At 64.9% G+C, this 12,654-nt stretch carries 12 protein-coding genes and 1 tRNA gene; 8 read left to right on the top strand and 5 right to left on the bottom strand.

Translation table 11 applies throughout. The features are described from left to right. Positions 1–128 precede the first annotated feature (128 nt). Positions 129–974: an outer membrane protein gene (locus EBMC1_RS09190; protein WP_003044056.1), complete on the top strand. Its 846-nt coding sequence runs from the start codon at positions 129–131 to the stop codon at positions 972–974. 52 nt (positions 975–1,026) lie between these two features. Here EBMC1_RS09190 and EBMC1_RS09185 read toward each other — a convergent pair whose 3' ends face one another. Continuing rightward, the gene (locus tag EBMC1_RS09185; RefSeq protein ID WP_003044053.1) at positions 1,027–1,425 is read right to left on the bottom strand and encodes a PaaI family thioesterase; all 399 of its coding nucleotides are present in this window, start codon (positions 1,423–1,425) and stop codon (positions 1,027–1,029) included. Beyond that, a complete protein-coding gene (locus tag EBMC1_RS09180) occupies positions 1,422–2,117 on the bottom strand; it encodes a GcrA family cell cycle regulator (protein ID WP_003044050.1) in 696 nt (231 codons plus the stop codon). Before EBMC1_RS09180 ends, EBMC1_RS09185 begins: the two co-directional genes overlap by 4 nt. A gap of 108 nt (positions 2,118–2,225) precedes the next feature. On the opposite strand from EBMC1_RS09180, the gene EBMC1_RS09175 reads away from it, so the two are divergent. Further along, positions 2,226–3,110 (top strand): ABC transporter permease, encoded by an 885-nt coding sequence (locus EBMC1_RS09175; RefSeq protein ID WP_003044048.1) that lies wholly within the window; start codon positions 2,226–2,228, stop codon positions 3,108–3,110. A 33-nt stretch (positions 3,111–3,143) separates the two neighbouring features. Here EBMC1_RS09175 and hspQ read toward each other — a convergent pair whose 3' ends face one another. The 3 genes from hspQ to EBMC1_RS09160 all read right to left on the bottom strand — a co-directional run bounded on the left by hspQ (position 3,144) and on the right by EBMC1_RS09160 (position 7,034). Further along, complete coding sequence (hspQ, locus tag EBMC1_RS09170; protein ID WP_003044045.1) at positions 3,144–3,527, bottom strand: heat shock protein HspQ; 384 nt, start codon at positions 3,525–3,527, stop codon at positions 3,144–3,146. Positions 3,528–3,616: 89 nt separating this feature from the next. Then, positions 3,617–3,706 (bottom strand) — tRNA-Ser (locus EBMC1_RS09165). A gap of 91 nt (positions 3,707–3,797) precedes the next feature. Next, entirely contained in the window at positions 3,798–7,034 is a 3,237-nt protein-coding gene (locus tag EBMC1_RS09160; protein WP_003044043.1) for an amidohydrolase family protein, read from the bottom strand. 140 nt (positions 7,035–7,174) lie between these two features. Between EBMC1_RS09160 and EBMC1_RS09155 the strand changes: the two genes are divergently transcribed. The 6 genes from EBMC1_RS09155 (at position 7,175) to EBMC1_RS09135 (ending at position 12,545) form a co-directional block, all read left to right on the top strand. Further along, positions 7,175–8,353, top strand: coding sequence for a CaiB/BaiF CoA transferase family protein (locus EBMC1_RS09155; RefSeq protein WP_003044040.1), 1,179 nt, complete (start codon positions 7,175–7,177; stop codon positions 8,351–8,353). Positions 8,354–8,430: 77 nt separating this feature from the next. Continuing rightward, entirely contained in the window at positions 8,431–9,309 is an 879-nt protein-coding gene (gene yghU / locus EBMC1_RS09150; protein ID WP_003044038.1) for a glutathione-dependent disulfide-bond oxidoreductase, read from the top strand. A 161-nt stretch (positions 9,310–9,470) separates the two neighbouring features. Next, entirely contained in the window at positions 9,471–9,929 is a 459-nt protein-coding gene (locus EBMC1_RS09145; RefSeq protein WP_003044035.1) for a TadE/TadG family type IV pilus assembly protein, read from the top strand. Between the two features lie 2 nt (positions 9,930–9,931). Then, positions 9,932–10,378 carry a TadG family pilus assembly protein gene (locus tag EBMC1_RS17830; protein WP_051066391.1) on the top strand — a complete coding sequence of 149 codons (447 nt, stop codon included), beginning with the start codon at positions 9,932–9,934 and terminating at the stop codon, positions 10,376–10,378. A 33-nt stretch (positions 10,379–10,411) separates the two neighbouring features. Continuing rightward, positions 10,412–11,554, top strand: coding sequence for a hypothetical protein (locus tag EBMC1_RS09140; protein WP_051066390.1), 1,143 nt, complete (start codon positions 10,412–10,414; stop codon positions 11,552–11,554). Between the two features lie 94 nt (positions 11,555–11,648). After that, on the top strand, positions 11,649–12,545 hold the full coding sequence (locus EBMC1_RS09135) for a PAS domain-containing protein (RefSeq protein WP_003044032.1): 897 nt from the start codon (positions 11,649–11,651) through the stop codon (positions 12,543–12,545). The last annotated feature ends 109 nt before the right edge of the window (positions 12,546–12,654 follow it).

Here is a 12,654-nt window from a genome sequence, read left to right as displayed (position 1 = left end):
CCAGGGCGCGGCGCGGACCGATTTCCTGCCGCTCGGCTCATCCCGTTTTCAGCACAGGCAGGAACTTCGCCGAAAGCCGGCGGGTTGATCGGGTGACTGCAAAGTCACTCAAAAAGTGGAGAAAATATATGAAACTCGCCTCTCTCCTCGTCGCTTCGGCGGCGACGATGCTGGCTGTCCCGGCCATGGCTCAGGTCGGCGGATTCACCGCGCGCGACAGGTCGCAGGATTTCAACGGCCCCTATGTCTCGGTCGGCGGCGGCGCGACGCTGCAGGGCAGCGATCGCGGCGAAACGCTCGTCTTCGATACCGATCGCGACGGCACCTACGGCGATCAGGTCACGACCTCGACCGGCGCCGACGCCTTCTCGCCTGGTTTCTGCAACGGCGCCGCGACAGGCACCGCGAACGGCGGCTGCCGCAACGACAAGGACGGCCCCGAATTCTTCGGCCGCGTCGGTCTCGACAAGCGTATGGGCAATTTCGTCGTCGGCGCGCTGATCGAGGGTGGTCACAGCGTGGCGCGTGACAGCGTCAGCGGCTTCTCGACGACCCCCGCGAGCTACACCATGAGCCGCGAAGCCGATTGGCAGGCCAGCGCCCGCCTGCGCGCCGGTTATACGCCCGGTGGCGGCGCTCTCTTCTATGTCACCGGCGGTCCCGCCTATGCGCGGCTCGACAACCGCTTTTCGACGACCAATACGGCGAACAGCTTTGCCGACAATGGCAAGACCAACGCCTGGGGCTATGCCGCCGGCGGCGGGGCCGAGGTGATGGTCACGAACAACATCGCGGTCGGCCTCGAATATCTCTACACCGACGTGAAGGACGATGATTATGTGGTGAATGTCGGCGCGGGCAGCGCGCCCGCAACCAACCCGTTCCTCCTCAACGGCGGCGGCACCAATATCCAGCGCAGCGATCCGCATTTCCGGACGCACAGCGTTCGCGGAACATTGAGCTTCCGCTTCTAATAGGCTGTAAGGAAAGGCGTCGGAGCGATCCGGCGCCTTTTCGTATGTCAGTCTATCGGCCGAGCGGGGCGTCGAAGATTGCGAAATTGCCGTTGGCACTCGCGACGAGCCGGTCGTCCTGATAGAGACGCGCATCGATATTGGCGATGCGTTTGCCCTGATGCAGCACGCTCGCATCGCAGATCAGCCGACCCTCGCGTACGCCGACATGATAGTTGAACTTGATTTCGAGCGTCGCGCACCATTTGCTGTCGGGCATCTGGCTGGTCAGCGCGCCGCCCATTGCCGTATCGGCGAGCGAATAGGCGACGCCGCCATGCGCAACGCCCTGCGGATTGAAGTGCCGCGCGCGGTCGATGTCGATCGCCATCCGGCATCGACCATCGCCGCGTTCGACCATTTCGAACCCCATGAAGCGCGCGAATTCGAAATCCTGTCCGAACGGCCTCACCGGACGCGCGGCCCCCCGAAGGGCGGCGGCGGCGGCGGGCGGCGCGTCCCGCGCGGCAGTTGTGCCTGATAGGCGCGTCCGCAATGTTCGACGCAATAGGGGAAGCCGGGGTTCACCGCCTCACCGCAGAAATGGAAATCGGGCTCGCCCGGATGGCCCATCGGCCAGCGGCAGATACGATCGTTGAGATCGAGCAGGCTGGTCTTGTCGGCGATCTCGGGGCTCGGCTTCGCGGGCACCAGGCGGCGCGGCGGCGCCGGCGGAATCGGAGCCTGCTGGTCGCCGGGTCCCTGACGAATGAAGCCTCCCGGGCCGATCGAGACGATGCGCGGCGCATCGGGCTTGGATGGCGCGTCGGCTTCAGGGGCCGAGGCATCGGCGGCAACCGGCTTTGGTTCGGCCTTGGGCGGTGCGGCCGCAGGGCGCGGAGCCGCCGGTGCGGCAGCACGGGGTGCAGCAGGCGCGGCCACCGGCTTGGGTGCAGCGGGCGCCGCCGCCTTGGGCGCGGGCGCCTTTACCGGCTTGTCGGTGGCTTTGACCGGCGACGGGCGCGATTTCAGCCCCAGACGGTGCGCTTTGCCGATGACGGCATTGCGGCTGACCCCGCCGAGCTCGTCGGCGATCTGGCTGGCGGTCAGGCCCTTTTCCCACATGTTGCGCAACTGTTCGATGCGCTCATCAGTCCATGACATCTTTATTCCTCATCATTCCACGCCGCGGGCGGATCGCATTCCCGAAAGGACGCGCGCAGTCACAGCCCAGCTTGCGGTAAGATCGGGGAGGCGATAGGCGAGAACGCCATGAACGACCAGCCCCAAATTTCGCGCCCGGAGTCGGGCACAGGCTCAGGCGATTTCCGTGCCGCGCCGCATTTCGCGGAACCCGGTGTCCCGCATATCCGGACGCTCAATGTTCCGGGGATGCAGGCGCTATATGTCAAGGAGGTGCGGCGCTTTTTCAAGGTGCAGCTCCAAACTATCTGGGCTCCGGCGGTCACGACGCTACTTTTCCTCGTCATTTTCACCGTCGCGCTGGGCGGTGCGGGTCGCCGCGTCATCGGCGTTCCCTTTGCCGATTTCATTGCCCCCGGCCTGATCATGATGGCAATGCTGCAGAACAGCTTCGCCAACTCGAGCTTCTCGCTCCTCGTCGGGAAGATTCAGGGCACCATCGTCGATTATCTGATGCCGCCACTCGCCGTGGGCGAGCTGATTATCGCGCTTGTCGGCGCCGCGGTGACGCGCGCGATCCTCGTCGGTATCGCGCTGTGGGCCGCCATGCTGTTCTGGCCCGGCGTCCACGTCGCCCCGCAGCATCCATGGGCGGTTGCTTTGTTCGGCGTCCTCGGGGCGATGATGCTGGGCTTCCTCGGGCTGCTGACCTCGGTGTGGGCCGAAAAATTCGATCATGCCGCCGCGGTCACCAACTTCGTCGTCACGCCCCTCGCGCTGCTGTCCGGGACGTTCTACTCGGTCGACAAGCTCGCCCCCTGGTTCCAGTCGGTCGCGCACGGCAACCCCGTCTATTATGCGATCATGGGGTTCCGGTACGGCTTCATCGGCACGGTCGATTCGACGATTGCCAATCCGGTCGCGACCGCAGCGCTGTTCCTGATCGGCGTAAATGCGCTGCTGGGCGTCATCACCTATCGTCTTCTGGCGTCAGGCTGGAAGCTCAAGGCCTGAAGAGTCCGCACCGACCCGCGAGGGCCGGTCAGGTCAGTGGCGGTGGATCGAGCGGACGCGGTAGCGACCGCGATCGAGCCCGTCGAACATCGCCTCGACCTGCGGGTGATCGACCGGCCCTTCGTCGCCGTCGGCCACCAGATTCTGCTGGCTGACATAGGCGATATAGGCGCTGTCCTCGCTTTCGGCGAGTAGGTGGTAATAGGGTTGTTCCTTGGCCGGGCGGATCGCCTCGGGGATCGCCTGATACCATTCCTCACTGTTCGCGAAGACCGGATCGACGTCGAACACGACGCCGCGAAAATCGAACATCCGGTGCCGCACGATATCGCCCGGCGCAAAGCGCGCGCGTTCGATCAGCGGCGCGGAAATTGCGGCGGAGGGCGTATCGGGCAGGGAAGTATTCTTGATCGTCATGTCGTTAACTTATGACGATCCGCGGGGGATTCAAGTCCATTCCCCAGTCCGGCGACGGGCCGCGCCACGGGTCGAAACATGGGGAAAAATGGAGGAGAGTGAGGGATTCGAACCCTCGGTACCGTTGCCGGCACTTCGCATTTCGAGTGCGACGCTTTCGACCACTCAGCCAACTCTCCTCGCTGAGGCGGTTGCCCCTAGCGGCGGTCCGCATATGTTGCAACCCCTTCGTCACAAAATTGCGTCCCGCCGTCATTTTTCACCGGTGCATCAGGGCCGGTCGGCCTCCCACCAATAGGGATCGCGCTTGCGATTGCCGGTTTCGGCTTCGTTGAGCGTCATCGGGTCGTAGAGCCGTCCGCCGAGCATCACGCGGTGGATATGTTCGGTGTTGCGGATATTTTCGGTCGGATCGGCATCGAGAATCAGCAGGTCGGCGAGCTTGCCGGCCTCGAGCGAGCCGACGTCCTTTGCATAGCCGAGCGCCGTGGCCGGCATGATCGTTGCGGCGCGCAATGCATCAATATTGCTCCACCCGCCGCGCACGAAGGACCAGATTTCCCAATGCGCGCCGACGCCGGCCTGCTGGCCGTGCGCGCCGATCGACACGTTGCGGCCGACCGCGGCGATCTTGCCCGCCTCGCGTGCCGAATCATCGTCGACATAGTCGCTCTCGGGCGCAATCACGCGGCGCTTGTTGTCCGCTGCCAGGATCGCAGGCGGGATGTGGCGCGCGAGGATCGGCTGTTCCCACACATTGGTATGCGCGCGCCAATAGGGATCGCCGGCAGGACCGCCGTATGTCACCACCAGCGTCGGGGTATAGTCGGTATTCGTCTGGCCCCACAGCTGCACCAGATCCTTGTAGAAGGTGTGCAGCGGAATATTGTGCTCGACGGTCGTGTTGCCGTCCTGGATGAGCGTCAGGTCCATCGTGTAGAGCGAGCCGCCCTCGGGCACGACCGCCATATTTTCGGCCTGCGCGGCCTTGACCACCATCTGTCGCTGTTCGCGGCGGGGCTGATTATAGTTTTTGACGCTATGCGCGCCTTGGGCCTTCAGGCGGCGGACATGCGCCAAAGCGTCTTCATAGCCGTCGATTTCGGCATAGATGCCTGCGGCCTTGGCGCCGTAGATGATCTCGCCGGTCGAAAAGATGCGCGGCGCGAGGATCAGGCCGGCACGCTGCATTTCCGACGACACGAAAATTTCGGACGCGCGCGACGACGGGTTGTGACTGGTCGTCGTTCCCATCGCGAGGTTGACCATCTCCGACCAATTCTGCTGCGGCACCAGTTCGTCATCGCCGTGCGGGCCGTGGGCATGGGCATCGACAAAGCCCGGAACGATCGTCTTGCCCGTCGCATCGACCGTCACCGCGCCCGCGGGAACGGTCACGGCGCTGGCAGGACCTACGGAAACGATGCGGTCGCCGTCGATGACGATCGCGCCATTGTCGATGATGCCGCCGTCCTTGGCCGCCATCGTCACGATTTTGGCACCGGTTATCACGACGATGCCTTTGTGCTTCGCCGCAGCCTGCGTCATCGAAAGCGAAACGCCCTCGGTAGGCGGCGTGTATTTCACCGCGCGGTCATCGCCCGGAGCATCGGCGAACATTGCGCCCAGGTCGGCGCTGAACAAGGTCGCGCCGCGCGTCCAGTGAAGCCGCCGACCGCCGTCCGACCAATGCATATAATCGGCGCCGCTGCCGCTGATCCGCGTGACGGGCAGGGCCCCGCTCTTGGTCGAAAGCGATACGTCCTGACCGCCGGGCATCAGCGGAGTGACATAGGCGTCATAATTCTCGCGGAAGGCGAGGGTGCGGCCGTCGGGCGAAATTTCATAGTCGCTGACCAGGTCGCCGCTGGCATGAACGCGCTTGTCCTGGCCGTTGAGATCGGTGCTGACCAGCTGGTTCTTGCCGTCGCCCGACGCGACCATGAAGATGCGGTCGCTATCGGTGCCGAACTGCGGCTTGGCGCCATTGTCGGTGATCCGGACGGGGGCGCCCCCGGTCGCTGCGACGCGGTAGATGCCGGGGTCGTCGCCCCAGCGCTGTGACGTCAAGCCGCCGCCCGAACGACGCTCGAATGCGATCAGCTTACCATCCGGGGAATAGCGCGGTTCGGCATAGTGGCCAGGTACGCTCGTTACCTTGCGCGACGCGCCGCCGCCTGCAGCGATGGTATGGATTTCGCCAAGACCGGCGTCGGTCCAGCGCACGAAGACGATCTGCTTGCCGTCGGACGACCAACTCGGCCAGAGTTCGAACGCGGCGCTTTTGTCCGCGGTCAACTGGCGCGCGGTGCCGCCCGTCGCGGGCTTGACCCAAAGCTTGCCGAGCGTCTCGAAAACCACCTGCTTGCCGTCGGGCGAGACTTCGGCCCAGCGCGGCATCTGGGTCTGGAAGCTGTCGGGTGCGACCTCGACCGCGGGATGCGTCGCATCGATGATCACGCGGTCATCGTCGATCTGGAAGGGAATGATCCGCGCATCGCCACCTCCGGCGGCCACGCGGCGCAGCTTTCCGCCGGCCCAGAACAGGATTTCTCCGCTATCGGGCGTCCACGCCATATTCGGGTAGACGCCGGTGACCGCCCAGGTTTCCTGCACATCCTGATCGAGCACGTCATAGACCTTCTTCTCGGCGCCCGAGGTCAGATCCTTGACGTAGAGTTTCGACTGCGCGCCCTCGCGGCGGACGAAGGCGAGCTTCTTGCCGTCGGGCGAGGGGGTGGGGCGCACCGCGCCGCCATCGCCCGATGCGGCGGTGTCGACCTCTCCCGTGTCGAGATTATAGCGTTCGATATGGAACAGGTCGGTGTTGCTGTCCTGCGCATATTCGAAAATCGGCCCCGGCGTGACGTTGCGCGTGTAATAGACATGCTTGCCGTCGGGCGCGAAAATCGGTTCGCCCAGCTCTTTCTGATGCCGCTCGTTCGGGCGCTTGACCAGCGGAACGCCTGCCCCGCCCGACACATGATAGAGCCAGACTTCGCCGGTGCCGAGCGAGCGCCCGGTGGTGAAATGCTTCTTGGCGACGATGAACTCACCGTCGGGACTCCAGCTCGGCTGGTTGAGCAGGCGGAAATCTTCCTTCGACAGCTGGCGCTTGTCGCTGCCGTCACGGTTCATGATCCAGATATTGTCGCCGCCGCCGCGGTCGGAGACGAAGGCGATGCGCTTGCCATCGGGCGAGAAGCGCGCCTGATGCTCATAAGCGAGCCCTTCGGCGATACGAGTGGGCGTGCCGCCCGCGATGGGCATGGTGTAGATATCGCCGAGGAGGTCGAAGGCGATCGTCTTGCCGTCCGGCGCGACATCAACGTTCATCCAGCTGCCTTCGTCGACCGCGATCGGTACCTTGTGCGTTACCATTCCGGGCGGCGCGTTGACGTCCCATTTTTCGGGTTTTGCGTCGGCCGCAGGCGCGGCTGCCTGTTGAGCGAAAACCGATGTCGAACAGGCCAGAGTCGCGGCCAGGGCGAGTGCGATGCGCGCCATGAAATTATCCCCTGTTGTAATTATGCTGTGAGCATATGGCGCTCCCCGCAAAGCGCAAGCCGCCGCTTTCGATGAAGACGCTGGCCGCGTCGACGGACGACTGCTAGCGATAGGTGGCAATAAAAAACCGGGAGGGATTTGTGCCGCTGACGGGAATACGCGTGCTGGATTTCGGGCGCTATATTGCGGGCCCTTATTGCGCCGCCTTGCTCGCCGATTATGGCGCCGATGTCATCCGGATCGAGGCGCCCGGCGGCAATGACGACCGTTTTACCGTGCCCGTCGCCGAGGATGGATCGGGCGCGATGTTCATGCAGATGGCGCGCGGCAAGCGGAGCCTGAGCCTGAAGCCCGGAACGCCCGAAGGGCGCGAGATCGTACGCAAGTTGGTCGCCGGCGCCGATGTCGTGATCGCCAACCTGCCGCACGATGTGCTGGGCAAGCTTGGACTGGACTATGAGAGCCTGTCGGCGATAAATCCCCGCATTATCCTGGCAACCGCCTCGGCCTTCGGCAGCGAGGGGCCGCTTTCGGGGAGCGTGGGCTTCGACGCGGTGGGTCAGGCAATGTCGGGGACGGTTCACCTGACCGGAACGCCCGACCAACCCTATCGCGCACAGGTCAATTATGTCGATTTCGGTACTGCGCTGCACTGCGCCTTCGGGGTCATGGTGGCGCTGCGCGAACGCGAGCGGACGGGGCGGGGGCAGTGCGTTTCGGGGTCGCTTCTCGGCACCGCACTGGCCTTTTCGAACGCTCTGACGATCGATCATGCGATCAACGGGATCGAGCGTGAGCCGATGGGCAACCGCAGTTTCAGTTCGGCACCCACCGATCTGTTTCGCACCCGCGACGGCTGGATCGTCACGCAGATCGTCGGCGGCGCGATCTTCGCGCGCTGGGCGGCGCTCGTCGGCCGTTCCGAACTGGTCGACGATCCGCGCTACGCAAGCGACATTGCCCGCGGCGACAATGGCGCCGAGCTGAGCGCGATCATGCAGCGCTGGTGCATCGAACGCAGCACCGAGGCGGCGATTGCCGAGATGGGCGCTGCGCGCGTTCCCGCCGCGCCGATCCTGAAGCCCGGCGAAGCGCTGGCGCATCCGCAGGTGGCGGCGATGGGCCTGATCGAACCGCTTGCCTATCCCGGCTCGCCGGCACCGGCGCCGGTGATCCGCGCACCGATCGGGTTGTCGGATGCGGCGAAGGCCACAGCGCGGCGCGCTCCGCAGGCGGGTGAGCATAGCGATGCGATCCTTGCGGAGCTTGGGTATGATGCCGCCAGCATTTCCGCTTTGCGCGCGCAAAGGATTATTTGATCCGCCTAGCGGTGGACGGGGTATCATCGCCTTCCTAAGTTGCGAACCACAACCGAAATCTAGCGCAGGAGTGTCCGATGGCCGACCAGAATGACTATGTGCCGCCGAAAGTGTGGAGCTGGGACAAGGAAAGCGGCGGACGTTTCGCCAACATCAACCGCCCGATCGCCGGCCCGACCCACGACAAGGATTTGCCGGTAGGCAAGCATCCGCTCCAGCTCTATTCGCTGGGTACGCCCAATGGGGTGAAGGTGACCGTCATGCTGGAGGAATTGCTCGCGGCGGGTCATTCGGGCGCCGAATATGATGCGTGGCTGATCAACATCGGTGAGGGCGACCAGTTTTCGAGCGGTTTCGTCGACGCCAATCCGAACAGCAAGATCCCGGCGCTCGTCGATCGCAGCGGCGACACGCCGATCCGGGTGTTCGAATCGGGCGCGATCCTGATCCATCTCGCCGAAAAGTTCGGGGCTTTCCTTCCCACCGACCCCGCGCAGCGCGCCGAAACGCTGTCCTGGCTGATGTGGCAGATGGGAAGCGCGCCCTTTCTCGGCGGCGGCTTCGGTCACTTCTATGCCTATGCGCCCTTCAAGCAGGAATATCCGATCAACCGCTATGCGATGGAGGTGAAGCGCCAGATGGATGTGCTCGACCGCCGTCTGGCCGACAATGAATATATCGCCGGCAGCGATTACAGCATCGCCGATATGGCGATCTGGCCCTGGTACGGCGCGCTTGCCAAGGGGTTGATCTATGACGCCGGCGAGTTCCTGCAGGTGCAGGACTACAAGAATGTCCAGCGCTGGACCGATCAGCTTGCGGCGCGTCCCGCCGTCAAGCGCGGGCGGATGGTCAATCGGGTGATGGGCGATCCGGCGAGCCAGCTTCGCGAACGCCACGACGCGTCCGATTTCGATCTGCGCACCGAAGACAAGCTGCAGGCAGCGAACGGATAATTTTGCGTATTTTGCGCGCCGGGCGCGCGGGCGATCGTTAACATTTGCCCGCGCGCCGCGCATTTCGGCGCCCGGCGCCGTATCTATAATCGGTAATTTGCGCAAAATTCCGGCACGTCGTCTTTGGGCGATGCTTGACGCGTGGCGGTCATGTTGGCCGCATGACAGGTTCATACCCCCGAAACGGCATCCGCCGCGCGGCCATCATCCGCGAGGCTCAGCGTCTGGCCCGCAACGAGCGGGCGGCGGCGATCGTCGAAATGGCGCTGGTGCTGCCGCTGTTCCTGACGCTGCTCATCGGCATCCTGATCTACGGGCAATATTTCCTCCTCGCCCATAATGTGCAGCAGGCTGCGAACGATGGCGCGCGCGCCGCGATCGTCGGCCTCGACGCCGCCGATCGCCGGGCGGTGGCGATCCGCGCGGTTGATCGCAGCATGGCGAGCATCGGCGATTACAGCCCCGCCAACCGCACGATAGCGGTCAGTGAGACAAGCGAGGCGGTGACCGTCGCGTTGACCTACACCGTTCCCGCCGACCATTTCCTTCGCTCCTCTTTCGTCCCGGCGCCCGGCCATGTGATCGGCGCCCGGGCGACCTTCGAACTGCCGGCGGATTGACGATGCGCCGGCCCATCTTGGCAAAGCTGGCGCGCGATACGCGCGGCGGGATCAGCATCGCTTCCGCGCTGGCGATGACGATGCTGATCGGCTCGGCGGCGCTCGCGGTCGACTTCGGATCGCTCTATCTCGACCGCCGCAAGCTTCAGGGCATCGCCGATGCGGCGGCGCTGGCGGCGGCGGGACGCCCCGGCGACGAACGGGCGGCGGCCGACCGGATCATCGCCGCCAACTGCAATTGCGCGATCACCATCTCGGCTTTCGAAGCCGGAACCTATACTGCCGACCCTGGCATCGCCGCCGAACAGCGCTTTGCCCCCGGCGGCAACAGTCCCAATGCCATCCATGTCGTCCTCACCCGCGAGCGCCCGCTGTTCTTCGGGCGCTTCCTGACCGGGCGCGACCATAGTGTCATATATGCCAGCGCCACCGCCGCGCGGCAGGGCTAAGCCGCCTTCTCGCTCGGTTCGCGCGTCGCCGCGGTGCATGGCGGTCTGCCTAATGCGCTGCTGTCGGCGCTCACGGGCAGTCAGGTCAATCTGAACCTGATGGACTATAAGGCGCTGGCCGATGCCGACATCGATCTGCTCGCTTTTTCCGACGCGCTGCGCACCGAACTCGATGCCGACGTGCTGACCTTTGGTCAGACGCTCGATACCCAGGCGACCTTACCACAAGTGCTGGGCGCGCTCGCCAAGGCAAGCGACGGGCAGGCGGCAAAAGCGATCGGCACGCTCGCCGATGCGGCACTGCCGCGTAGCCTCCTGCCGTCGCGCGCAATCGACCTCGGCCCGCGCGCATCGAGCATCCGGATCGACCCAGCCAATCCGGTGAAGGTCAACGCGCTCAGCATGGTGCGAACGATGCTGTTGCTCGCCAACGCCAATCGCCAGCTCGATCTTGCGACCGGCGTCACCATTCCCGGGGGTTCGGGGGTCGATGTGGCGTTGATGATCGGCGAGCCGCCGGCCAACTCGCCGCTGATCGCGGTGACCGAAAAGCAGGACGTCATCGTGCGCACTGCGCAGGTCAGGCTCAAGCTGGCGGCGAGCGTCAACACGCCGCTCGCCGCAATCGATATCCCGGTCTATACCGAATTGGGATCGGCCGAAGCGCGCATTTCGGACATCGACTGCCACCACGGCAGCGACGCGGTAACACTGGGGATCAAGACGGCCCCCGCAACCTTGTCGATCGGCAAGGTCAATGCGATCGATTTTCAGAATATGCAGCGCCCACTGAACCCGCAGCCGGTCAAGCTGCTCAGCCTGCCGCTCGCGAGCGTAAACGCAAAGGCCGAACTGGTGCTGTCCGATCTTTCCGAAAAGCCCGCCCGCTTCACGCGCGACGACATCGACGATGGCCGCGTCAAGACGGTCGAGAGCGGGGGATTGGTATCGGGCGCCGCCAAATCACTCGCCGATCGGATGGATTTGTCGGTCAACATCCTCGGGATCGGATTGAACGCCAAGGCGCTGACGAGCCTTGTCGGCGACACGGTCGGGCTGGCCGCGCCCGTGCTCGACGGCGTGCTCGAAAGCGTCACCGCGACGCTGGGGCTGCATCTGGGCGAGGCGGATGCGCGGGTCAACGCGCTGCGGTGCGGCAAGGCGCGATTGGTCTGATCGCTCCGTTTCGGCGCCATTGCCGGTACGCCGCGCTGCCAGCCGCCCCGCATTCCTCCCATAATATGTCCATGGCTTCGAAGGGGAGGCGAATTTGGCGACGGCACAGGAACCCGAACGGGTATCGGCGGCGGACTTCATCCGGGGCTTTGCGAGCTGGCGGCTCCGGTCAGCACGGCGGCCGGTCGTGGTAACGCACCATGGAAAGGACGCACACGTCCTGATCTCGCACGACGATTACCGTCGGTTGCGCAAGCCCGCGAGCGGCGAAGCGGTCGACGCGCTGCAGGCGTCGCTTGCGAACCTCGTCGAGGCGATCCGCGATGCGGTGCTGCTGTTCGATCGCGACCGGCGCATCGTGGCGCTCAACCCCGCCGCGCGCGATTTGGTCGCCGGTGATGACGATCTGCTCGGGCGCCAATTGGTCGATATATTTCCGGGTTTCGGGGCAAGTCTGGTGGCGAGCCACGTCGCCCGGCTGATCGAATGCCGCGAGCGCTTTGCAGGCGAGGTGCCCGGCCTTTTGCGTCCGCGCCAGTGGCTGCGCGTCGACCTGGTGCCGGTTCCCGTGGGCGGCGCGATGATCCTCCGCGACGTAAGCGCGACCTTCGAGGGGGCGGTCGAAGGCGACACGCGCGCCGCGACGATAGCGGCGATCGAGGCGCAGGGGATGATCGGCCACGCCCGCCTTTCGGTGCGCGAGGCGATCGAGGACGCCAATTCTGCGCTGATTTCGATGGTGGGCGTCGATGCGCTGGCGATCCGGCGCGTGCGCTTTTCGGCGCTGTTGTCGATCGCGACGCGGCGCTGCTTTGCCGAAGCGCTCGAAACCGTATTCCGCACCGGCGAACCCGCGCGCGTCGATGCCGAGTTGATCAGCCGCGAAGGCGAGGCGGTGCCCGTAACCTTGTCGATCGCCGAACGGCGCGGCGCCTATGCCAGCGATGGCGCGGTGGTCGTGGCGGTACCAAGGTCGCCGCGGGCCGGGTGAGCGGTCGATAACGATCAATTCCGGTCATTCGCTCCAGACCGGCGGCGAACGGCGACTTTGGGGTGTATTCTGTTGAAAAACTCCCGCTTGCAGTGAGGCGCGGGGAATG

The sequence above is a fragment of the Sphingopyxis sp. MC1 genome (assembly GCF_000371385.1).
GTDB classification, from domain to species: Bacteria; Pseudomonadota; Alphaproteobacteria; order Sphingomonadales; family Sphingomonadaceae; genus Sphingopyxis; species Sphingopyxis terrae.
The sequence above is the reverse complement of the archived record's forward strand: the minus strand, read 5'-3'. Positions and strand labels throughout refer to the sequence as shown.

Coding starts and splice junctions, on each gene's coding strand:
- EBMC1_RS09190 (WP_003044056.1), top strand. CDS start 129: ATGAAACTCGCCTCTCTCCTCGTCGCTTCGGCGGCGACGATGCTGGCT.
- EBMC1_RS09180 (WP_003044050.1), bottom strand. CDS start 2,117: ATGTCATGGACTGATGAGCGCATCGAACAGTTGCGCAACATGTGGGAA.
- EBMC1_RS09175 (WP_003044048.1), top strand. CDS start 2,226: ATGAACGACCAGCCCCAAATTTCGCGCCCGGAGTCGGGCACAGGCTCA.
- hspQ (WP_003044045.1), bottom strand. CDS start 3,527: ATGACGATCAAGAATACTTCCCTGCCCGATACGCCCTCCGCCGCAATT.
- EBMC1_RS09160 (WP_003044043.1), bottom strand. CDS start 7,034: ATGGCGCGCATCGCACTCGCCCTGGCCGCGACTCTGGCCTGTTCGACA.
- yghU (WP_003044038.1), top strand. CDS start 8,431: ATGGCCGACCAGAATGACTATGTGCCGCCGAAAGTGTGGAGCTGGGAC.
- EBMC1_RS09145 (WP_003044035.1), top strand. CDS start 9,471: ATGACAGGTTCATACCCCCGAAACGGCATCCGCCGCGCGGCCATCATC.
- EBMC1_RS17830 (WP_051066391.1), top strand. CDS start 9,932: ATGCGCCGGCCCATCTTGGCAAAGCTGGCGCGCGATACGCGCGGCGGG.